21 protein-coding genes are annotated in these 21,709 nt (G+C 73.6%); 9 read left to right on the top strand and 12 right to left on the bottom strand.

Translation table 11 applies throughout. The annotated features are described in order from the left end of the window. The first annotated feature begins 4 nt into the window (after nt 1–4). The gene (locus ABWI07_RS34265) at nt 5–511 is read left to right on the top strand and encodes a hypothetical protein (protein ID WP_149257167.1); all 507 of its coding nucleotides are present in this window, start codon (nt 5–7) and stop codon (nt 509–511) included. A 33-nt stretch (nt 512–544) separates the two neighbouring features. Here ABWI07_RS34265 and ABWI07_RS34260 read toward each other — a convergent pair whose 3' ends face one another. Genes ABWI07_RS34260 through ABWI07_RS34240 form a run of 4 tightly spaced genes read right to left on the bottom strand, consistent with a single transcriptional unit; the run spans nt 545 to nt 3,742 of the window. Continuing rightward, entirely contained in the window at nt 545–1,102 is a 558-nt protein-coding gene (locus ABWI07_RS34260; RefSeq protein WP_502912880.1) for a Clp protease N-terminal domain-containing protein, read from the bottom strand. A 4-nt stretch (nt 1,103–1,106) separates the two neighbouring features. Beyond that, nucleotides 1,107–1,340 (bottom strand): helix-turn-helix domain-containing protein, encoded by a 234-nt coding sequence (locus tag ABWI07_RS34250; RefSeq protein ID WP_200841653.1) that lies wholly within the window; start codon nt 1,338–1,340, stop codon nt 1,107–1,109. Between the two features lie 60 nt (nt 1,341–1,400). Next, the gene (locus tag ABWI07_RS34245) at nt 1,401–2,420 is read right to left on the bottom strand and encodes a hemolysin family protein (protein ID WP_353821106.1); all 1,020 of its coding nucleotides are present in this window, start codon (nt 2,418–2,420) and stop codon (nt 1,401–1,403) included. After that, nucleotides 2,417–3,742, bottom strand: coding sequence for a hemolysin family protein (locus ABWI07_RS34240; protein WP_149257163.1), 1,326 nt, complete (start codon nt 3,740–3,742; stop codon nt 2,417–2,419). Before ABWI07_RS34240 ends, ABWI07_RS34245 begins: the two co-directional genes overlap by 4 nt. A gap of 155 nt (nt 3,743–3,897) precedes the next feature. Between ABWI07_RS34240 and ABWI07_RS34235 the strand changes: the two genes are divergently transcribed. Both ABWI07_RS34235 and ABWI07_RS34230 read left to right on the top strand, forming a co-directional pair. Next, on the top strand, nt 3,898–4,857 hold the full coding sequence (locus tag ABWI07_RS34235) for an MBL fold metallo-hydrolase (protein ID WP_149257162.1): 960 nt from the start codon (nt 3,898–3,900) through the stop codon (nt 4,855–4,857). A 134-nt stretch (nt 4,858–4,991) separates the two neighbouring features. Beyond that, nucleotides 4,992–5,996: a hypothetical protein gene (locus tag ABWI07_RS34230; RefSeq protein WP_353821105.1), complete on the top strand. Its 1,005-nt coding sequence runs from the start codon at nt 4,992–4,994 to the stop codon at nt 5,994–5,996. Between the two features lie 65 nt (nt 5,997–6,061). Here ABWI07_RS34230 and ABWI07_RS34225 read toward each other — a convergent pair whose 3' ends face one another. The 3 genes from ABWI07_RS34225 to ABWI07_RS34215 form a co-directional block, all read right to left on the bottom strand. Beyond that, nucleotides 6,062–7,939, bottom strand: coding sequence for a CASTOR/POLLUX-related putative ion channel (locus tag ABWI07_RS34225; protein WP_502912879.1), 1,878 nt, complete (start codon nt 7,937–7,939; stop codon nt 6,062–6,064). Between the two features lie 184 nt (nt 7,940–8,123). Then, nucleotides 8,124–8,453, bottom strand: coding sequence for a histone-like nucleoid-structuring protein Lsr2 (locus tag ABWI07_RS34220; RefSeq protein WP_149257160.1), 330 nt, complete (start codon nt 8,451–8,453; stop codon nt 8,124–8,126). A 17-nt stretch (nt 8,454–8,470) separates the two neighbouring features. Continuing rightward, nucleotides 8,471–8,827, bottom strand: a complete 357-nt coding sequence (locus tag ABWI07_RS34215) for a histone-like nucleoid-structuring protein Lsr2 (protein ID WP_149257159.1) — start codon at nt 8,825–8,827, stop codon at nt 8,471–8,473. Nucleotides 8,828–9,035: 208 nt separating this feature from the next. Between ABWI07_RS34215 and ABWI07_RS34210 the strand changes: the two genes are divergently transcribed. The 4 genes from ABWI07_RS34210 to ABWI07_RS34195 all read left to right on the top strand — a co-directional run bounded on the left by ABWI07_RS34210 (nt 9,036) and on the right by ABWI07_RS34195 (nt 14,154). Then, nucleotides 9,036–11,132, top strand: coding sequence for a catalase (locus ABWI07_RS34210; protein ID WP_353821103.1), 2,097 nt, complete (start codon nt 9,036–9,038; stop codon nt 11,130–11,132). Nucleotides 11,133–11,682: 550 nt separating this feature from the next. Further along, nucleotides 11,683–11,838 carry a hypothetical protein gene (locus tag ABWI07_RS34205; RefSeq protein WP_353821102.1) on the top strand — a complete coding sequence of 52 codons (156 nt, stop codon included), beginning with the start codon at nt 11,683–11,685 and terminating at the stop codon, nt 11,836–11,838. Between the two features lie 58 nt (nt 11,839–11,896). Then, nucleotides 11,897–12,934 (top strand): polyprenyl synthetase family protein, encoded by a 1,038-nt coding sequence (locus tag ABWI07_RS34200; RefSeq protein ID WP_353821101.1) that lies wholly within the window; start codon nt 11,897–11,899, stop codon nt 12,932–12,934. A gap of 14 nt (nt 12,935–12,948) precedes the next feature. Then, a complete protein-coding gene (locus tag ABWI07_RS34195) occupies nt 12,949–14,154 on the top strand; it encodes a PucR family transcriptional regulator (protein WP_149257156.1) in 1,206 nt (401 codons plus the stop codon). Between the two features lie 60 nt (nt 14,155–14,214). On the opposite strand, the gene ABWI07_RS34190 is transcribed toward ABWI07_RS34195, so the two are convergent. The 3 genes from ABWI07_RS34190 to ABWI07_RS34180 form a co-directional block, all read right to left on the bottom strand. Further along, a complete protein-coding gene (locus ABWI07_RS34190; RefSeq protein ID WP_149257967.1) occupies nt 14,215–14,601 on the bottom strand; it encodes a nuclear transport factor 2 family protein in 387 nt (128 codons plus the stop codon). A 96-nt stretch (nt 14,602–14,697) separates the two neighbouring features. Then, nucleotides 14,698–15,885, bottom strand: a complete 1,188-nt coding sequence (locus tag ABWI07_RS34185; protein ID WP_149257155.1) for a zinc-dependent alcohol dehydrogenase — start codon at nt 15,883–15,885, stop codon at nt 14,698–14,700. An 80-nt stretch (nt 15,886–15,965) separates the two neighbouring features. Beyond that, a complete protein-coding gene (locus ABWI07_RS34180; RefSeq protein ID WP_353821099.1) occupies nt 15,966–16,613 on the bottom strand; it encodes a hypothetical protein in 648 nt (215 codons plus the stop codon). A 236-nt stretch (nt 16,614–16,849) separates the two neighbouring features. On the opposite strand from ABWI07_RS34180, the gene ctaD reads away from it, so the two are divergent. Continuing rightward, nucleotides 16,850–18,526 (top strand): aa3-type cytochrome oxidase subunit I, encoded by a 1,677-nt coding sequence (gene ctaD, locus ABWI07_RS34175; protein ID WP_149257153.1) that lies wholly within the window; start codon nt 16,850–16,852, stop codon nt 18,524–18,526. A gap of 22 nt (nt 18,527–18,548) precedes the next feature. Here ctaD and qcrB read toward each other — a convergent pair whose 3' ends face one another. Further along, entirely contained in the window at nt 18,549–20,141 is a 1,593-nt protein-coding gene (gene qcrB / locus ABWI07_RS34170; RefSeq protein ID WP_353821098.1) for a cytochrome bc1 complex cytochrome b subunit, read from the bottom strand. A gap of 132 nt (nt 20,142–20,273) precedes the next feature. Then, nucleotides 20,274–21,152 carry a LysR family transcriptional regulator gene (locus ABWI07_RS34165; RefSeq protein ID WP_353821097.1) on the bottom strand — a complete coding sequence of 293 codons (879 nt, stop codon included), beginning with the start codon at nt 21,150–21,152 and terminating at the stop codon, nt 20,274–20,276. A 97-nt stretch (nt 21,153–21,249) separates the two neighbouring features. Here ABWI07_RS34165 and ABWI07_RS34160 point away from each other — a divergent pair. Beyond that, the coding region (locus tag ABWI07_RS34160; RefSeq protein WP_353821096.1) for an MFS transporter at nt 21,250–21,709 on the top strand (460 nt) is incomplete at its 3' end.

Raw genomic sequence — 21,709 nt, 5'->3', positions numbered from 1 at the left:
GAGGGTGCGCCTTTCCTCCAGCCTTCCGCCCGCCGGCTTCACCCGCGGCGCGCCCCGGCCGCCCGCCCGGCGCCGGCGCCGCCGGTCGGTGGCCGTCGCGGCGCTCGCCGTCGCCGCGGGGCTCCTCCTCGTGATCGCCTACGGGACGACGCGGCTCGCCCCGGCCCGTTCGGTGGACAGCGTCACCGTTCCCGCGCCGCCCGCCATGCCCTCGTCCGCCTCCTCGCCGCCGCCCGGACGGGACGTCGCGGCGCCCCGCGAGGCGGATCACCGTCACCGCCGCCACGCCGGGCAGAAGAAGCGGGCCCGTCCCCGCAAGCAGGACGCCCCGCCGCGCAGGCACCACCGCCCCGTGCGGCGGCCGCACAGGCCCGCGGTGCGCAGGCCGCCGAAAGCCGCTCGGCCCGCGCCCCCGCAGTGGATAACGAACGAGTGCAAGCGGCGCTACCCCTACGATCCCGCCCGCAGCGCCGCCTGCGTCGGCATGCTCACCGGCGTCTTCGGCCGCTGACCGGCCGAGGACCGGGCGCTCAGGCCGGTGCGCTCAGGCCGCCTTGGACGTCAGCAGGCGGCGGACCTCGGCGCGCAGCGCCTCGAGGTCGACCCCGGCCTCGGCGGCCAGCCGGGCCGACAGGAAGTCCTCGTCGTGCAGGAGGCCGAGCAGGAGGTGGCCGCTGCGGATCTCCTTCTGCCGGAGCCGGATCGCGTGCCGGAGGCTCAGTTCCAGCGCCTTCTTGGCCTTCGGCGTGAAGGGGATGTGGCCCCGGCGGTACCGGTCGATCTTGCCGGCGGGGACGTCGAGGGCGCCCTCGCCGAAGCTCTGCTCGGTGGCCTCCCGGACGGCGTCCAGGTCGATCCCGATGCTGCGCAGGGCGTCGGAGTCGAGGACGTCGCCCCCCGCGCGGTTGACGCGGGCGATCCGGGCCCGCAGGTCCTCCGGGTCGAGCCCGTGCTCGCGCAGCGCGCGTCCCGTGGCGTTCTCGGCGCCCGCCAGGGTGAGCAGGACGTGCTCGGTGCCGATGTGGCGGTCGCTCAGGGCGCGGGCCTCGGCCTGGGCGCCGGTGACCGCCTGCCGCGCGTCCGCGGTGAAACGCTCGAACATCTCCCTACTGCTCCTTTTTGAGAATACGGCGGCCTGAGCCGTGCTTCTTGTGGACGGCCTGCCTGCTCACGCCGAGGCAGACGGCGATCTCCTGCCAGGACCAGCCCTGGTCGCGGGCGCTGGCGACCTGGAGGGCCTCCAGCCGCTCGGCCAGCTCGCGCAGCGCGCGCACGGCCCGCAGCCCCACCGCGGGATCCCGGCTGCTCGCCTCCTGGGCGAGCGTCACTCCATCGCTCATGGCTGTCAATGTAGGTTGACATTCGAGGCGTGTCAACCAACGTTGACATCGGCGGGGGTGTCAGCGCACGGCCAGCAGCGTGGTGAGCAGGTCGTCCAGGCTGACCAGGCCGGCGACGCGGCCGTCCGGCGCGACGGCGAGGCCGAGGTGGCTGTGGCCGGCCTTCAGGGTGGCGACGGCCTCGCCGACGGGGGTGCCGACCGGCATCGCCGGGACGGGGTGCGCCAGGTCCCGGGCGGGGGTGGTGCGGCCCCGCGCGCGGGCCACGAAGGCGTCCCGGACGTGCACCATGCGGGCCTGTCCCGGCCGCCCGGCGCCGCGCAGCATGAGCCGGGTGTGGCCGGTGCGGGCGGCCACGTCGATGACCTCCTGCGGGGTCGCGTCCGGAGCGACCGACACGATGTCGGAGACCGGCACGACGAGGCCGGACAGCGGGGCGCGCGGCGCGTCCAGCGCGGCGGTGATCAGCGTCAGCTCGCCCTGCTCGATCAGCCCCAGCCGCCGCGACTCCTGGGCGATGCTGCGCAGCTGCTCGGGGGTGCGCGACACCTCCCGCGAGTCGGCGGGGCGGATGCCCACCAGCCGCAGCAGCAGGTTCGTCGTGCCGTTCAGCGCGGCCAGCACGGGGCGGGCGGCGGTGGCGAACGCGCGGAACGGCAGCCCCAGCACGCTCGCGGAGCGCTCCGGGTCGGCGATCGCCCACGACTTCGGCGCCATCTCGCCGACGACCATGTGCAGGAACGTCACGAGCGCGAGGGCCAGCACGAACGCGACCGCGTGCGCCGCGCCCTCCGGCAGGCCGGCGGCGTGGAACAGCGGCGTGAGGGCACCCGCGAACACCGGTTCGGACACCAGGCCGAGCCCGAGCGAGCACATCGTGATGCCGAGCTGCGCCCCGGCGAGGGTCAGCGACAGCTCGTCGATCCCCGCGACGGCCGCGCCGGCGCCCCGCCCGCCGCGCGCGGCCGACCGCTCCAGCCGCGGCCGCCGCGCCGCCACCAGCGCGAACTCGGTGGCCACGAAGAACCCGTTGCCCGCCAGCAGCGCCAGCGTGACCGGAGCGCCCAGCGCGAGGTTCATCGGCCCTCCTCCACGGTGCGGATGCGGATCAGCTCCGGCACGTGCCGGTGGATCGTCAGGACCTCCACCACGGCGGTGCGGGCGGGCTCGTCCAGCGTGGTCGGCGCCAGCTCCACCCGGACGACGTCGCCCGGCCGCGCGACCCGGCCGAGCCGCTTCATCAGCAGCCCCGCGACGGTCTCGTAGTCGCCCTCCGGCAGCGCGATGCCCGTCTCGTGGGCGACCTCGTCCATCCGCAGTCCCGCGTCGGTCGTCCACCACTCGCCGCTGCGGATCGCGAGCTCCTCGCCCGGCTCGTTCTCGTCGGCGATCTCCCCGACCAGCTCCTCGGCGACGTCCTCCCAGGTGAGGATGCCGGCGAAGCCCCCGTACTCGTCCACCACGCAGGCGATGGGCACGCCCGCGCCCTGCAGCCGCAGCACCACCTCCGGCAGCGGCAGCGACGACGGCAGCAGCAGCGGCGGCCGGGCGATCGCGCCGACCTCGGTGCGCTCCGCCGCGCCCGGACCGAGCGCGACCAGCTCCTCCAGCCCGACGATCCCCACCACGTCGTCGACCCCCTCGCCGAGGACGGGGTAGCGGGTGTGCCCGCTCGCCGCGATCACGTCGCTCATCTCGGCGGCGCGCGCGGAGGCCGGTACGGTCACCACGTCGACCCGGGGCACCATGACCTCCTCGGCGTCCCGCTCGGAGAACACCAGGGCCCGCTCCAGCAGGTCGGCGTGGCCCGCCTGAAACTGCTCCCCGGACTCGCCGATCATGTGCCCCAGCTCCTCCAGCGTCGCGCCGTGCCGCAGCTCCTCCACCGGCTCGATGCCCACCGCGCGGACGAGCCGGTTCGCGGACACGTCGAACAGCTTGATCAGCGGGCCCGCCACGGCCAGGTAGACCAGGGTGGACCCGGCCAGCGCGCGGGCCAGCGGCTCCGCCCTCGCCAGCGCCAGGTTCTTGGGGAACAGCTCGCCCAGCACCATCTGGATCACGGTGGCGAGGACGAACCCGAGCGCGACCGCCACCCCGCCGGACGCCGCCTCCGGGACCCCGGCCGCGTGCAGCGCCGGGGCGATCAGGTCGGCCAGCGCGGGCTTGGCGATGAAGCCCACGACCAGCGCGGTGACCGTGATGCCGAGCTGCGCGCCCGACAGCATGAACGACAGCCGCCCCATCACCTGCACCGCGCGCCCCGCGGCCCGGTCGCCCTCCGCCGCCCGCTGGTCGAGCGCCGGGCGGTCCGCGGTGACGAACGCGAACTCCTGCGCCACGAAGTAGCCGGTCGCGGCGGTCAGCACGAGGACGGCCAGCAGTCCGAGCGCGGCGTTCACCCGGGGTTCCTCCTCATGCGCGGCGGCTTCGAGATCACTTCTACCCCCGCCCGGGCCGACCCTCCCCGAGGCTTGGGACGGTTATCGACCGCTCTGTGTGGAATGAACCACATTGCAGGCGAAGAGGCCGGGGCCACGACCGCGAGGGGGCGCCCATGCCGAGACCGTTCGCGTCGTCCGCGGATCTGGGCGACAAGACGCAGACGCTGGAGGTCCTCGCCGACGGGGTGTACGCGCTCACCGCCGAGGGGGACCCGAACGTCGGGGCCGTGGAGGGCGAGGACTTCCTCGTCTGCTTCGAGGCCCTCGCCACGCCCGCCGCCGCACGCGACTGGCTCGCCGTCCTGCGCGAGCACACCGACAAGCCCATCCGCTACCTGGTCCTGTCGCACTACCACGCCGTCCGGACCTTGGGCGCGAGCGCGTTCGGCGCCCCGGTGGTCGTCGCGCACGACCTGACCCGGGCGCTGATCGCCGAGCGCGGCAAGCAGGACTGGGAGTCCGAGTACGGCCGGATGCCCCGGCTGTTCAAGGACCCGGACGGCATACCGGGGCTCACCTGGCCGAGCGCGACCTTCTCCGGCACCCTCACCATCGACCTCGGCGGCGACCGCGGCGACCTCGACCTGGCCTACTGCGGGCGCGGGCACACCGAGGGCGACATCGTGGCGTGGCTGCCCCGGCACCGGATCCTGTTCGCCGGCGACCTCGTGGAGACGCAGGCCGCGCTCTACACCGGCGACGCGTTCCACCGCGAGTGGGCGTCCGGCACGCTCGACCACGTCGACTCCTTCGGGGCCGAGATCCTCGTCGGCGGCCGGGGCGCGGTCGCGCACGGCCGGGACGCCGCCCGCGCCGCCGTCGGGCAGACCCGCGACTTCCTGACCACGATGATCGACGAGGTCGGGCGGGTCCGGCGCGACGGCGGGACGCTCAGGGACGCCTTCGCCGCCGTGCACGCGGCGCTCGCCCCCGCCTACGGCCGCTGGCCGATCTTCGAGCACTGCCTGCCGTTCGACGTGTCCCGCCTCTGGGACGAGCTGGACGGCGTCGAGCGCCCCCGGATCTGGACGGCCGAACGCGACCGGGAGGTCTGGGCGGAGCTCCAGGACTAGCCGGTACGGGAGGAGTGGTGCCCGAGACAGCAGGAGATGTCCGGATCTCGTGACAACCCGGGGAGGGCCGGGTCCCGCGTGGCAGGCTCGGAACCGCCCGCGGGCACGGGGTTCCAGACGCGGAGGGAGTGACGATGACCGAGCGGTACCGCCCCCGTCCGGTGTTCGATCCGGGCATCGCCGGCGAGGAGCGCGCGCTGCTGGCCGCCGCGCCCGAGCGGCTCGTCCCGGCCTGCATGCCCGCGCCGCCGCCCCCGCGGCTGCGCACCGCCACGGTCGCGGCGCGGCTGGTGTGGATCCCGGCGTTCGCGCTCTTCTACGGCGTGCTGCCCGGCGGATGGCTGCGCGTGTGCTTCGTCGCCTCGCTGGACGACGACGAACTGGTGGGCGGCGCGGTGCGCTGGGGGAGGCTGCCCGTGCTCGCGATGATGCTCACCCCGGCGCTGCAGGTCCTCCTGCTGCTGCTCGGCCAGGTGGAGGCCGCCGTCGTCCTCGCCGCCGCGAGCTTCGCCGGCTGGGTCGCCGGGGCGCTGCGGCACGTCCGGGAGCCGGCCGCCGCCCGCGCGGCGCGCGAGCACCACGGCCGCTACCTGCTGCCCGCCGACTTCGACGGGCCCGCCTCCGGCCTGCTCGTCGGCGCCCAGCGCGCCGTGGACGGCGTCCTCGGCTCGCAGGCCCACGTCGCCGGGCTGCTCGACGACATCAACAACGCGGTCGTCCTGCCCCGGCAGGAATGGGCGATCGCCGGCGCCCTCGCCGAGCACACGCGGCTCCGCCGGGAGCGCCGCGCCCAGCAGCCCGACCGGCTCTCGCCGCGCGTCCGGGCCCTGCTGGAGCCGCAGGACCGCGCCCTGGCGCTGTCGGTCCGCTCGGTCACCGGGCGGATCGAGGCGCTGGAGGCGTACGCGCGCCGGGCGGGCGAGGCCGACGACGCCTACCACGAGTCCAGGGTCCTTCAGGGACTGCCCGAGCAGAACGCCCGCTACCGGGACCTGCTGGCGAGCACGGTCGGGGACGAGATGGCGGGGGAGCAGATCCGCGGGATGGCCGAGGACGCCCACCGGGCCGAGCTGGCGCTGCGCGAGCGCGTCGCCGGCGCCGTGCGGGCCGGGCACGAGCTGGGCGCGCCGCTCGGATGACGCCGGGCCCCGGGCCGCACGCGGTCCCGCCCGCTTCCCCGGGGCGCGGTCCGCGCCCCGGCCGGTCAGTTCTCGGCCAGCACGATGACGCGGTCGTCGGCTGACAGGGTCAGCGGCGCCGTCTTGTCCGGGTTCAGCACCACCCCGTAGCCGGGCGGCTCGTGGAACCGCTCCGTCAGCCGGTAGCCGAGCGCGACCTCGCCGCGCCGCCGCGCCGCCTCGATGAGCGTCGCGAAGTCGGCCTCGGCGCCGGGGTCCAGGTAGTCGCAGGCCGGCTTGAGGTAGATCTCCGAGCCCGCCGGGTCGAGCAGGTCGGCGAACACCTCGTACAGGTGCCGGTTCTCGCTCAGCTGGGTCAGCATCAGGCTGATCAGCTTCTCGCTGACCACGAAGTCGTCGGCCTTGGTGACCTGCGCGATCTCCCGGTTGGCGTCGTCGTTGATCTCGCTGACGATGGCGAAGGGGTCACCGATCTTGTCCTCGATGTCGCGCAGGTGCAGCAGCGTGACGAGGGTGCGGGCGTCGGCGTGCTCCCGCTCGTGGCGGGCGTCCGACAGCACGATGACCTTCTGGAAGGAGCCGAGGTCGAGGGACTCCAGCGCGGGCCGCTCGGTCGGCTCCGCCCGGATGAAGTCGATCTTGAGGTTGGCGTGCTCGCGCAGGGCCCCGGTCGGGTCCTCGCGCGGCGCCGCCACCACGAGCGCCGACTCCGGGGCGAGGAACTCGTCCAGCAGCTCGATGATCTTCGGGGCGCGGTGGTTCCAGCCGAGCATCAGCGTGCGCTCGGGCACCGGGGGGCGCGGGGTCGCCGTGGTGATCGCCGCCTCCCGGACGGGCGGCGCGGGCCCGGTGGCGAGCCGGATCAGCAGGTCGTCCTCCGCCAGGAGGATGATCTCGTCGTCGGCGCGGATCACGGTGTCCATCGGCGGGTTCAGCAGGACGGCCCCGTCCGCCCGCCGCAGCCCGGACGGGACGCCGAGGTCGTAGGCCGACAGCGACTCCCCGAACGTCATGCCCTCGAGGGCCGGCTCGGTGCGCATGTAGAACTCGTGCCCGGCGAAGTCCAGCAGCTCGGTGCAGACCTGCGACAGGCCGGACTGGCGGTGCGACTGCACGATCAGCCGGATCGCCACGTCGTCGGCGTCGATGACGTGCGCGGCGGGGCCGCCCGCGAGCCGGGCGGCGGGCAGGTTGGCCGAGTCGTGCACGGCGGCGACCACGTGCGGGCGGTGCCGCCCCCAGGGGCGGGCTCCGAGCGACAGCAGCACCTTGATGACGCGGGCGTCGGCGTCGTCGACCTGGGGGGTGACCACCATGATCGACCGCGCGGTGCCCGGGCTGACCAGCTCCACGTCCGCGACCTTCAGCGGGTCGCCGGTGCGGCACACGATCCGGGTGCGGCCGAGGTCGCCGACCCGGGCGCGGATGGCGTCCTCCATCTCGACCTTGTCGCGGTCGGCGAGGATCGCGACGCACGACCTGCGCCGGCTCTGGTTGGCCTCGACCAGCTCCGCCACCACGGTGAAGACCTGCTCGGACCAGCCGAGCAGCACCGTGTGGTCGTGCTCGACGATCCGCGACCGGCCCTTGCGCAGCTCGGTGATCTTGGATTCCAGGCCGGTGGTGAGCACACCGATCAGCGAGCTGACGATGAAGATCCCGCCGATGGTCGAGACCAGCATCAGGCCGAGGAAGGGCGCGGTGCCCGCGTCGTCCCCCATCGTGCCCGGATCGAGCGTGCGCAGGAGGCTGCGCCAGACCATGCCGGGCCAGTGCCCGTGGGAGTCGCTGTCGCCCGGCGCGATCAGCACCGCCGCGGTCGCCACCACGAGCACCAGCGCCACGGACGCGAGCCCGAGCCAGCCGATGAGCGCGGGCGTCCCCTTCGACATCGTCCGGTCGAACCAGTACCGGACCCTGTCCCGTCGCGTCACGCGTGTCAACGGGCCGCCCCCTCCGCCGTCGCCCCGGGCGCCAGCCTATTGTGTTGTCTTGCACCATTCCTGGCATTCTCTCCCTCAATGAGGGGAGAATTGGCCCGATGCGCACGCGACGGGGCCGGGGCGTCGACAAATCCACCCCGGCCCCGCCGTGCGCGCCGGAACGCCGCCGGCCGCGCTGCGGCCGCTAGTGCGCCGCTTCGTACTGCTCGATCACATTGGCGGGGATACGGCCCCGCTCATTGACCTTGATACCGCTGTTCTTCGCCCACTCGCGAATCTCCGCGGAGCGCTCGCGGCTGCCCGCCGTGCGCGTCCCGCGGCCGCCCCGGACGGGGGCCTTGCGCGCCTTGCGGGCGCCGGCCACGAACGGCTCCAGGCCGCTGCGGAGCTTGGCGGCGTTCTTCTTGCTCAGGTCGATCTCATAAGACGTCCCGTCGAGGGAAAAGCTGACGGTCTCGTCAGCCTCTCCGCCGTCGATGTCGTCCACGAGAAGGACTTCGACCTTCTGTGCCATGCGGGGACTCCCTCTAGCTATGCGTCCGGCTTGGCGTCCGGATGTGCCTCGATGAATGCAGCATAGACCTCATCCGATATCTTGCCACGTTCGGAGACTTCGATGTCCTCTCGCAATGCCCACGCGCGGACATCGCCGTTCGTGTAGCCCTTGATCTTCGCCGTGCGGGACTTGCGCCCCTTCCCGGCGGGCTTCACCTCGGCGGCGTTCTCGATGAAGGGCGCGAGGGCGTCCAGCATCTCGTTGAGCCGCTTGTAGTTGTCATCGCTCAAGTCGATCGTGAACGTGCGCTCCAGGACTTCGAAGTCCCGCTTTGCGACATCGGCTCCTTCGGAGCCGTCGATGTCGTCCACCCGAATGACCTTCTCGGCCATGTGTTCTGTGTCTTCCTTCCCCTCGCCGACGCGGCGACCTTGACCGTAGCGGATTCCGGGGCCGGTCATGGCGGCGGGACGCGCCGGGCGAGGCGGCGGACGGGCGCCAAGTTCCGGTCAAACATCGCATGGTGCGCGCATCCCGGGGTAGCCGCCACAAGACGTGTGCGATCACCAGCGTCGAGTCACCACCCGAGGGAGCTGCACCATGGCCGACCCCACTGGCCGCGACGACCGGAAACAGGAGCAACTGGGCCATCGGCGGGTGAGCCCGGAAGGGGCCCGGCTCACCACCGACCAGGGGGTCCGGGTCGATGACACCGACAACTCGCTCAGCGCGGGCGAGCGCGGTCCATCGCTGATGGAGGACTTCCATCTGCGCGAGAAGATCACCCATTTCGACCATGAGCGGATTCCCGAGCGGGTCGTGCACGCGCGGGGCTCGGGCGCCTACGGCCATTTCACGCTGCACGAGTCCCTCGCCGAGTACACCACGGCCGAATTCCTGTGCGACACGTCGCTGACGACGCCGGTGTTCGTGCGCTTCTCCACCGTCGCGGGGTCCCGCGGGTCCGCCGACACCGTCCGGGACGTCCGCGGCTTCGCCACGAAGTTCTACACGCGGCAGGGCAATTTCGACCTCGTCGGCAACAACATGCCGGTCTTCTTCATCCAGGACGGCATCAAGTTCCCCGACTTCGTGCACGCGGTGAAGCCCGAGCCGGCGAGCGAGATCCCGCAGGCGTCCTCGGCCCACGACACCCTCTGGGACTTCGTGCAGCTCCAGCCCGAGACCATGCACATGATGATGTGGCTCATGTCGGACCGGGCGCTGCCGCGCAGTTACGCGATGATGGAGGGCTTCGGCGTCCACACTTTCCGGCTCGTGAACGGCCAGGGCCGCGGGACGTTCGTGAAGTTCCACTGGAAGCCCAAGCTCGGCACCCACTCGCTCGCTTGGGACGAGACCCAGAAGATCGCCGGGAAGAACCCGGACTTCAACCGGGCCGACCTGTGGGAGCGGATCGAGGCGGGCGCCTTTCCGGAGTACGAGTTCGGCGTCCAACTCGTCCCGGAAGAGGACGAGCACGCGTTCGACTTCGACCTGCTCGACCCGACGAAGATCATTCCGGAGGAGGAGGTGCCGGTGCGGCCGGTCGGCACGCTCGTGCTCGACCGCAATCCCGACAACTTCTTCGCCGAGACCGAGCAGGTCGCGTTCCATCTCGGCAACGTCGTCCCCGGCATCGACTTCACCAACGACCCGCTGCTGCAGGCGCGGCTGTTCTCCTACCTGGACACGCAGCTGATCCGGCTCGGCGGGCCCAACTTCCCGCAGCTCCCCGTGAACCGGCCGGTCGCGCCGGTGCGCAACCACCACCGCGACGGCTACCACCAGACGGACATCCACCAGGGGCGGGCGAGCTACCACAAGAACTCGCTGTCGGGGGGCTGCCCCGCGGTCGGCGGCGAGGGCTCCTACACCCACTACCAGGAGCGGGTGGACGGCGCCAAGATCCGCAAGCGGAGCGAGAGCTTCGCCGACCACTACTCCCAGGCGAGGCTGTTCTGGAACAGCATGTCCGACTGGGAGAAGGAGCACATCGTCGGCGCGTTCCGGTTCGAGCTCGGCAAGTGCGACCACCGGCACATCCGGGAGGGCGTCATCGGGCATCTCAACCACGTCGACCACTCCCTCGCCGTCCAGGTCGCCGAGGGCGTCGGGGTGGAGCCGCCGAAGGAGCCGGACGCCGCGGCCCACGTCCGCACGTCGCCCGCGCTGAGCCAGGCGAACGCGCGCGCCGACTCCGTGCAGGGCCGCAAGATCGCGGTGCTGGCGGCGGACGGCGTCGACTCGGCGGCCGTCGCCGCGGTCGGGGACGCGCTCACCGAGGCCGGGGCGGTGGTCGAGATCCTCGCCGCGAAGGACGGCTTCGTCCAGGCGGCCAACGGCGGCCAGGTCGAGGTGACCCGCGCCATGCCGACCGTCGCGTCCGTCCTCTACGACGCGGTGCTCGTCCCGGGCGGCGAGCAGAGCGCGCGGACGCTCGCCCAGGACGGCGACGCCGTCCACTTCGTCGCCGAGGCGTTCGTGCACTGCAAGCCGATCGGCGCGCTGGACGCGGGCATCGGCCTGCTGGAGCGCGCCGGGATCGACAGCGTGCGGTTGTCGGACGGCGACACCGTCGACGACGCCAGCGTCGTCACCGGGCGGGGGCCTGGCGGCGACTTCGCCGCCAGGCTGATCGAGGCGGTCGCGGCGCACCGGCACTGGATTCGCAAGAAGGCGCACGTGCCGGCCTGATCCGGCGGCCGGGACCGTCCTCCCGCTCGCGGGCGGTGCGGATCGGGGACCGGGGTCCGGCGCGGCGGCCCGCGCGAGCCGCCGCGCCGGACCCCGCCGCACTGGCCGCATTCCGCCAATTAATTGTGGGCAACGTCACAGCGGCGCGCGTAGTCCGGCTCAATTGAATTCTCATCTGAAAATATACCTTGTGCGAATGCGCTGGGAATTCGCGCGCTGGTCGGGCGGAAACGGGCCGCTTTCGCTCCGCGCGGGGGCCGGTGACGTGCGGGGTCCGGGCCGCCCGCCGCCCGGCCGCCTCCTGCAAGCGGGCGCTGACATGCGGTTTCCGGGGCGGGAGCGCCTCGCGCGGAGCGCGGCCGGCCGGTGCCGGTTGCCGGACCGGGCAGCCCGGCGCGGCCCGGACTGCCCGGGGGTGCAGTTCAGCATCCCGCATTTCTGTAGCAAGATAACGGCCGTCCGGTCGTATTGTCCGCCCTTCCCGAGGATCGCCGGCGCCGTTTTCGGCGCGGATCCGCGAGCGCGGGCCGGAGAAATGGAGGAAACGCGCGTGGCCGCGTCCGTCATCAACCGATTCCGTGCCCCGGCCGCCGGCGCGCTCGATCCCCGTGATCCCCCCTGGAGCGGGCACCCGCTCGACCGCGTGCCGGGGACGCCGCCGTTCCCCGGCACGGCCCGGATCCCGGGCGGGCGCGCCCGGCACTGACGGGCCCCGCCGGAGCGCCGGCACGGCCCGAGACCCCCCGCAGCAGAGGAGTTGGCACGTGGACGAAGGAGTGTTCGGCAGGGCGGCCCAGGAACGGGCGATCGCCGAGGTCGAGGCGGAGATGGCGCGGCTGTGCGAGCTGCTCGCCGAGGGCATGGCGATGGGGGTGGACGAGGGGCGCGAGATGGTCGGGGGCGCCATGTCGGAGTTCCTCGTGGAGTTCTTCGACCTCGTCCGGGCCGAGGGCCCGCGGCCGGGCGTGAAGAGCGTGGTCACGCTGCCTCTGCTGGTGCACGGGGCCGAGACCGGCGAGCCGGGCCCCGGCAGGCCCGTCGCCGTGCTGCACCTGCTCTGGTGGGCGTCGGCCCGCTACCTCGACGGACTCCCGGAGGCCGCCGGCGCGCCGTCCGCCGCCACCGGCGGGAAGGTGCTCACCGCGCTGGCCGTCGGCGGCCAGCTGCCCGGCAGGCTCATCGCCGGCCTGCCCGTCGGCGGCCCCGTCCGCGCCGCGCTCGCGGACGAGCTCTCGCGCGCCTGGGTGGACGCCGTGGACGGGCGGCTCCGCCGCCTCACCGAGCGGGCGTCGAACGCGACCCTCGCCTCCGTGCTGCGCGGTTACGAGGGCGGGACGGGCGCGCCCTACGCCATGGCCGCGGCCTCGGCGGCGCGGCTCGCCGGGGCGGACGGCCGCCGGACCGCGGGCTGGCGGGCGTACGGGCGCGCCCTCGGCGTGCTGCGCCGGCTCGCCGACGACCAGCGCGACCTCGTCACCGGGCGGTACGAGGACCTGGCCGCCGGCACCGCCACGTTCCCGCTCGTCCACCTGCTCACCGAACTGCCCCCCGCGCGGCGCCGCGAGGCGCTCGCCCTGCACGCCTCCGCCCGCCACTCGGCGTCCGCGCGCGCCGAACTGGCGGCCTGGATGCTCGACGAGGAGATCGCCGAGTCCTGCGCCGCCGCCGTCGCACCCCTGATCGACCGCGCCCACGGCCTGCTCGACATGCTCGGCGGCGATCCCGGCTGCGTCCGGGAGCTGCACCGGCTGGTCGACGGGACCGTCGGCCGCCTGCCCGGGCTCCGGCTGGCCGTGGCCTAGGGGGAGGACCGTCGATGACCGTCTCCGGCGGACTCCCGGAAGTCCTCACCGCGCACTGCCCGCGGGTCGCCGCGGCGATCCGGGAGGCACTGCACGGCCACCCCGCCTACCAGCCGATCAGGCGGGCGGCGGGCCCGATGTTCGGCGGGCGCCGGGAGACCTGCGCCCGGCTCCTCGGCCTCGTCCTGCGCCGGTCCCCCCTTCCCGACGACGACCGGGGGCGCTTCCGCGACCTCGGCGTCCTCGCGGCCCGGCAGGCGGTCCCGCTGCCGGTGCTGTCGGAGGCGTGGGACCTCGCGCTCTCCGCCGCGGCGCGGAGCTGCTGGACGGTCGCGCCGCCCGGCTGCTTCGCCGAGATGGCCGAGCTGACCGCGCACGCGGCCCGGCTCGCCGACGGCGCGCGGGAGGCCTGCATCCAGGGCTACGCGGAGGCGCCCCGCGAGGGAGCGCGGTCGCGGCCGCTGCGCCGGCTGCTCGCCGAGACCCTGATCGACGGGGCTCCCGCCGGTGTCATCGCCGACGCGGCCGGCGTCCGCCTGGCTCCCGCCTACCTCGTCCTGCGGTGCGAGGCCCCCGCGCTCGCGGCGGAGGACTGGGAGCGGGAGAGCGAGCGCCTGGAGGCGTGGGAGGGCGTCCTGTACTCGGGCGGCCCGGAGGGGCTCACCGTGCTGTTCCCCGCGGCCGAGCCGCTGCGCGCGGAGAACCTGGCCGCCGAGTTCACCGCGGGCCTGGCCGCCCGCTCGCGCGGCCCGGTGCACGCCGCCGAGTCCTTCCGGCGCGGCATCGCCGAGATCCCGGCCGCGCTGGAGGAGGCGTCCCGGGTCCTGACGATCGCCAAGGCGATCCCCGACGCCGAGGACCGCCCCTACCGGGCCGACGAGCTGCTGGTCGAGCTGGCGATCCTCGGGCAGCCCGCCATCCGCGGCCGGCTCTCCGCCGTGCTGTCCCCGCTCGACGCCGGCACGGACCTGCGGCGGACGCTGGAGGTGCTGCTCGCCTGCAACCTCGACCGCGAGCGCGCCGCGCGGGAGCTGTGGATCCACCGCCGCACCCTGCACTACCGGTTGGACCGCATCCGGGACCTGTCCGGCGTCGACCCCAGCTCCGCGCGCGGCATCCAGCTGTTCCGCGCCGCTCTCACCTCGGCGCGGCTGACGTGCCTGGAGCGCGACGGCCGCCGCGCGGAGGACGCCTCCCTGCCCCCGCCGCTGAGCGCCTGAACGGGGCGCTCCCCGGGCCGGCCGCCGAGGAGCACGGCGCCGGCCCGGTCCTGACGGCGGTCAGGCCAGGCCCATCTCCCGCCTGACCGCCTCGAACTCCACCGCCATCGCGTCCGAGAGCGCCTGCGCGCCCGACAGCGGCCGGACCATGACGCAGAACTCGTCGATGAGCCCGTCGTCGTCGTGGTGCAGGAAGTCGCAGCCGTGCACCTCGCGGTCGCCGACGCGCGCCTTGAAGACCAGCGCGTGGTCGCGGCCGCCGCCGATCTCGCGGACGTAGCGGAAGTCGGCGAAGACCCGGGTCACCGCCCGCAGGATCGCGGTGACCGCCGCCCGCCCCTCGTACGGCGCGAACGCCACCGGGCTGAGGAACGTCACGTCCTCGGCCAGCAGCGCCGGGAGGGCGTCCAGGTCGCCCTTCTCGACGGCCGAGCGGAACGGGTGCATCGGGTCCACCTCCAGAGCCCCGGTCATCGGCACGCCCGGGGACGTGCCGAAAGCCTAGGGCCGGCCCCCCGGTCCGCGATCACCGACCGGCCGGTGTCACGTGCCCGGCTGCAGCAGCACCTTGATGGCGCCGTCCCGCTTCTTCTGGAACATCTCGTACGCCTCGGGCGCCTTCTCCAGCGGCCAGCGGTGCGTCGCGAGGTCCATCACGCCGAGCGGGTCGGCGTCGTCGGCCACGAGCGGCATCAGCTCGTCGATCCAGCGCTTGACGTGCGCCTGGCCCATCCGGACGGTGATGCCCTTGTCGAACATCTGCAGCATCGGCAGCGGGTCGGTCATGCCGCCGTACACCCCGCTGAGGGAGATCGTCCCGCCCCGCCGCACGGTGTCGATGGCGGTGGTGAGCGCGGCGAGCCGGTCCACGCCGACGCGGGACATCAGCGGCGCGGCGGAGTTGCCCGGCATGAGCCCGGTGAGGGTCTGCGCGAGCTTGGCGCCGGGGGAGCCGTGCGCCTCCATCCCCACCGCGTCGATCACCGAGTCGGTGCCGCGCCCCCCGGTGAGCTGCCGGACCGCGTCCGCGACGTCGTCGGCGTCGGAGGCGTCGATCACCTCGACGCCGTGCCGGCGCGCCATCTCCAGCCGCTCCGGCACGAGGTCGACCCCGATCACCCGGTGGCCGAGATGGCGGGCGATCCGGGCCGACATCTGCCCGATCGGGCCGAGCCCGAGCACGGTGACCGAACCGCCTTCGGGGATCTCGGCCCAGGCGACGGCCTGCCAGGAGGTGGGCAGGACGTCCGAGAGGTAGAGGAACCGCTCGTCCGGCGGGCCGTCCGGCACCTTGATCGGCCCGAACTGGGCCTGCGGCACCCGCAGGTACTCGGCCTGCCCGCCCGGCACCTGCCCGTACAGGCGGGTGTAGCCGAACAGCGCCGCGCCCATGCCCTGCTCGCGGACCTGCGTCGTCTCGCACTGGGCGTACAGCTCCAGGCCGCACATGTGGCAGTGCCCGCACGAGATGTTGAACGGGATGACCACACGGTCGCCGGGCTTGACGTGGGTGACGTCCGGGCCGGTCTCCTCGACGACGCCGATCGGCTCGTGGCCGAGCACGTCGCCCTCGTTCATGAACGGCCCGAGCACCTCGTACAGGTGCAGGTCCGACCCGCACACGCCGGTCGAGGTGACCCTGATGACCGCGTCGTTCGGCTCCTTGATCTGGGGGTCGGGGACGTCGTCGACGCGGACGTCGCGCTTGCCGTGCCAGGTGACAGCCTTCATCGTGCTCCTCCGGTGGGACGGGGCTCCGTCCCAGGCGGCCCTACCCGCGCGACCGGGGCGAAACGTCCGGGGCGCGGCCCTCAGGGGCAGCGGTGGGCCCGTGCCGCGGCGCGCACCGCCGCCCTCCTGGTCGCCCACAGGTAGGGCACGCCGGGCGGGTACGCCTCCGGCCCGGGTTCCGGGCGCAGCCGGAACCCGCGCGCGTCGTAGGCCTCCCAGCCCGTCCGGCGGCCGCGCAGGTTCAGGACGTGCGTCACGGTCCCGGCGGCGTGCCCGTGGTGCCGCAGATGCCAGCGGTGGGCGTCCCGGTCGGCGGTCGTGAACTGGTGCAGCCGCCAGCCGGGCCCGACGTGGTGCGCCAGGTCGAGCGTGACGAGCGGCTCGTCGCCGGCGGGGCGCCTCGTCCGGGCCTGGGCGGGGACGCGGTCCCCGGGGCCGGCGCGGGCGGGCCGGCGGCCGGAGTCGCGGACGAGCCGGGCGAGCTCGCGCGCGGCCTCGGCCAGAGCGCGCGCCGCCTCCGCGAGCCGCTGCTCCTCCGCGGGCGGCGGCCAGCTCGCGCCGGTCTCGCGGCGCGCCCGCGCCGCCCTCCTGCGCGCGCCGTCCAGCCGGTCGAGGGCGCGGGCGGCCTCGTCCCGCGCGGCCGCGACACCGGCCCGGCTGTCGAAGTCCTGCGTCCGCATGGGCTCCGCGGGCTCGCGGGCCCGCGGGGGCGTCCGGTCCTTCCGCATCGGGGGGAGCTCCTTCGCATGTGCTTTCCGAGCGCACTTCCCCGAGTTCCCGGCTTCATCCCTCGTACGGTCCGGGGGCGCCGCGCCCGCGGCCGGCGCCGAGGAGCCCCCGGACCGGGTGTCCGGCCTGGTGGGCGGGCGCCGGGGGCTGGTCGGGGCCCGGTCCGCGCGGCGTTTGAAACAGGACTGCGAGGCAAGTGGCCGGATGGGGTTAGGACGAGGGAGGGCAGGCCGGGATGACGACCGTCCAAGGGCGGCAGGACACCAGCGTCGCCGACGCGCTCGCACGGCACCGCAAGGGGACCAGGATCAGCCATGTGCTGGCGACGACCGACCACAAGATGGTCGGCTACCTCTACCTCGGGACGTCGTTCGCGATGTTCCTGGCCGCCGGCCTGATGGCCATGGTGATGCGGGCCGAGCTGCTGGAGCCGGGCAAGCAGGTGGTGAGCAACCACACCTACAACGAGATGTTCACCATCCACGGCACGATCATGATGCTGCTGTTCGCCACCCCGCTGTTCGCCGGGTTCGCCAACGTGCTCGTCCCGCTGCAGATCGGGGCGCCGGACGTGGCCTTCCCGCGGATGAACGCGCTCACCTACTACCTGTTCCTGTTCGGCGCGCTCATGGTGCTGGCCTCGTTCGTCATGCCGGGCGGCGCTCCCGGGTTCGGCTGGTTCGCCTACACGCCCCTGTCCACCCAGACGTACTCGCCCGGCCAGGGCGGCGACATGTGGACCATGGGACTGATCCTGTCGGGGTTCGGGACGATCCTGACCTCGGTGAACATGATCACCACGATCATCGCGATGCGCGCCCCGGGCATGGTGATGTTCCGGCTGCCGATCTTCACCTGGAACGTGCTGCTGACCAGCCTGATGGTGCTCATCGCCTTCCCGGTGCTGGCCGCGGCGCTGTTCGCGCTGGAGGCCGACCGCAGGATCGGCGCCCACATCTACGACCCCTCCAACGGCGGCGCGCTGCTCTGGCAGCACCTGTTCTGGTTCTTCGGCCATCCGGAGGTCTACATCGCGGCGCTGCCGTTCTTCGGGATCATCACCGAGATCCTCCCGGTGTTCAGCCGCAAGCCGCTGTTCGGCTACCTCGGCATGGTCGCCGCCACCATCGCGATCACCGGGCTGTCGATGACGGTCTGGGCGCACCACATGTTCGCCACCGGCGGCGTGCTGCTGCCCTTCTTCTCGATCACCTCCTTCATGATCGCCGTGCCGACCGGCCTGAAGTTCTTCAACTGGGTGGGGACGCTGTGGAAGGGGCAGTTGACCTTCGAGACCCCGATGCTGTTCGCGCTGGGGTTCCTGGTGACGTTCCTGTTCGGCGGCCTGACCGGGGTCATCCTGGCCTCGCCCCCCATGGACTTCCACCTCACCGACTCCTTCTTCGTCGTCGCCCACCTGCACTACGTCCTGTTCGGCACCGTGGTGTTCGCGATGTTCGGCGGGTTCTACTTCTGGTGGCCGAAGATGACCGGCCGGATGCTGAACGAGACCTGGGGGAAGATCCACTTCTGGACGCTCTTCGTCGGCTTCCACACCACCTTCCTCGTCCAGCACTGGCTGGGCGCCGAGGGCATGCCGCGCCGCTACGCCGACTATCCCGACCAGTTCGCGACCCTGAACCTCGTCTCGTCGATCGGCTCGTTCATCCTGGGGGCCTCGACGTTCGCGTTCCTGTGGAACGTGCTGTGGTCCTGGCGGCACGCCGAGCGCGTCCAGACCGACGACCCCTGGGGCGCGGGCGGCTCGCTGGAGTGGGCGACGTCCTGCCCGCCCCCGCGCCACAACTTCACGTCGATGCCGCGCATCCGGTCGTCGCGCCCCGCGTTCGACCTGCACTACCCGCCGAAGGAGCCGCCGCAGGAGGCGGAGCCGGCGCTGCCCCCGCCGTGACCGTCCGTCCGGCCGGCGCCGGTCACTCGCCCCGGCCGTCCTCCGCGGAGCCGTCGCGCAGGTCGCCCTGGCCGCCGCCGTGCGACTCGGCCTGGTAGTTGAGGTAGAAGCGGTTGACGCGGGTCCGGACCTGCGTGCGGGCGCGGTCGGGCGTCGGCAGCGGGATCAGGTGGTGCGGGTACGGCGCGACGAGCTCGCCGGGCTGCCGGGCCTCCATCACCGCCTCGGCGTCCTCGGACGGCTGCTCGTGCCGCTCCCGGAACCCCCCGTCCGGCGTCAGCGAGATGAGGCCGCTCTCCACGCCCTCCTCCCGCGTGCGCAGGTCGCGGCGCTGCAGGCTCAGGCACACCCGCCGGGCGATGGCGAAGGCCGCGAGCGGGAAGACGAAGAACCCGGCGCGGAAGAACCAGGTCGTCCAGAACAGCGGGATCTTGAAGGTCGCGGAGATGACGTCGTTGCCGCCGGCCGCCAGCATGTTGCCGTACCAGGCGACGGCGGCGGCGCCGATCGCGGTCCTGGTCGCGGCGTTGCGCGGCCGGTCCAGCAGGTGGTGCAGGCGTTCGTCGCCCGTGGCCCAGCGCTCCACGAACGGGTAGAGGCCGATGAGCGTGAAGAACAGCCCGGGCAGGACGACGGCGGGGAGCAGCACGTTCCAGGCGATGGTGTGCCCGAAGAGGTTCGTGGACAGGCGCGGCATGGTGCGCAGCGAGCCTTCGAGGAACCCGACGTACCAGTCGGGCTGGGAGCCGAACCCGACCTGGTCGGGCTCGTACGGGCCGTACAGCCAGACCGGGTTGATCTGGAAGAACGCCGCCAGCAGGGCCAGGACGCCGAAGGTGAAGAGGAAGTAGGCCGTGCTCTGCGCGGCGAAGTGCGGGAAGGTCGGCTCCCCGGTCACCGCCCGCTCCCGCCGGCCGCGGCCCGGGAAGATGGTGTGCGTCTGGTGCCACAGGATCATCAGGTGCGCGGTGACGAGGGCGATGAGGATGCCCGGGATCAGCAGGATGTGCACGGTGAACAGCCGCGGGATGAACTCCTCGGCGGAGGGGAACTGCCCCCCGAAGACCCACAGGGCCGCGTACGTCCCGATGACGGGGATGGAGAGCACGATGCCCTGGAAGATCCGCAGGCCGGTGCCCGACAGCAGGTCGTCCGGCAGCGAGTAGCCGGCGAACCCCTCCGCCATCGCCAGCGCGAACAGCGTCGTGCCGATCACCCAGTTGATCTCCCGCGGCTTGCGGAACGCGCCGGTGAAGAAGATCCGCATGAGGTGGACGACGATGGCCGCGACGAAGACGTTGGCCGCCCAGTGGTGGATCTGCCGCATCAGCAGCCCGCCGCGCACGTCGAACGACAGGTGCAGGGTGGAGGCGTAGGCCTCGCTCACCTTGACGCCCCTGAGCGGGGCGTAGGAGCCGTCGTAGACGATGTCCGTGCCGCTCGGCTTGAAGAACAGCGTCAGGTAGACGCCGGTCAACACGAGGATGACGAACGAGTAGAGCGCGATCTCGCCGAGCAGGAACGACCAGTGCTTGGGGAAGGCCTTCCGGATGTTCTTGTCCAGGAACTCGGTGGAGCCGAGCCGGTCGTTGACGCCCCAGAAGAGTTTCTGCACCCGCTCTGATTTGGCGCTTTCTCTCCCGTTTTGTACCGCCATAGAGCTCTCCCCGGCCCGGCCGTCGTGTCCCTGGGGCGGCTACCCGGGGCGGGTTGGGGCAAACGCTGCGCCGCGGCGGCCCCGGGGCCCTCAGGCGCTGGCCGCGTAGAGGACCTCTCGCATACCGGGTACGGTCTCCCGGTCAGCCCGCCAGACAAGGCGAAGACCCAGGTCGGGAACGTCGATCGCGAGCCGGGCGAGGGTCCCGGCCGCGAGCCGGTCGCGGACGGCGAACTCCGGGAGCAGGGCGATGCCGAGGCCCTGCTCCGCCCAGGACGCCATCACGGTCACGCTCCCCGCCCGGACGCGTTCGACGGCGTCGCCGAGGAGCCGCTCGCCGGCCATCCAGAACGAGCACGCCGGCACGTTGACCAGCAGCCTCTCACCGCGCAGATCGCCCGCGGCAAGGCGCCGCGCCCCGGCGAGCACGTGGTCCGGCGCGGCGACGAGCGCGAGCGGCACCGGCTCCAGGTCGAGGAAGTCCAGCGGTGCGGGCGGCGGCGTGAAACCGAGCCCGCCCACGTCGTCGCCGGCGTCCAGCAGCAGCGCCGCCTCCAGGTCCCCGGCGGCGACCGCGTCGAGGAGCTGGTCGCGGGCCGCGTCCGACCGGACGTCGACCCGCAGGCCCGGCCGCCGCTCGGCCAGCCTGGCCAGGACGCGGGGGACGTACGCGGCGGCGATCGACTCCAGCGCGCCGAGCCGCAGCACCGGCCGCTCCCCGGCCACGTCGCGGCGGGCCTCCTCGGCCTGCCGGAGCAGGCGCCGCGCCCAGCCGCGCAGCCGCTCGCCCTGCTCGGTCGGCCGCATGCCCTTCGGGCCGCGGTGGAACAGCGGCACGCCCAGCGACGCCTCCAGCGCGCGGATCTGCTCCGACACCGACGACGGCGCGAGGCCGAGCGCGTTCGCGGCGTCGGTGACGGTCCGGTGGGCGACGACGGCCTCGAACGTCCGCAGCTGGCGCAGTTCCATGCCGGTGCCAACCCGGGCCGCGCGTTCGGATATTCCGAACGCGGCGTGCGGCGCAGCCGGTGGAGCCGGGCGGCCCGGATTCCCAGACTGGGGCGCCATGACCTCGGTTCTCTCACCCGCACCGGCCGGCACGGCCCCCGGGCGGCGCGGCCCCGCCCTGCTGGGCATCTCGCTCGGCTACTTCATGGTGCTGCTCGACACGACCGTCCTGTCGGTGGCCGAACCCGACCTGGCCCGCTCCCTGCACGGCACGGTCGCCGGCCTGCAATGGGCCGTCACCGGCTACACCGTCGTGTTCGGCGCGCTCCTGCTGTCGGCCGGCGCCGTCGCCGACCGGTACGGCGCCCACCGCGTCTTCCGCGCGGGGATCGCGGCGTTCGGCGCCGGATCGCTGCTGTGCGCCGCCGCGCCGGACCTGTGGACGCTCGTCGCGCTGCGGGCGGTCCTCGGCGCCGCCGCCGCGGCCTGCGTGCCCGCGTCCATGGCGATGATCGCCCGCCTCTACCCCGCGCCCGCCGAGCGCGCCCGCGCCGTCGCGACCTGGGCGGCGACCAGCG

Source organism: Actinomadura sp. NPDC000600, from assembly GCF_040492135.1.
Lineage (GTDB): Bacteria > Actinomycetota > Actinomycetes > Streptosporangiales > Streptosporangiaceae > Spirillospora.
This window is presented reverse-complemented; position numbering and strand designations above follow the sequence as displayed.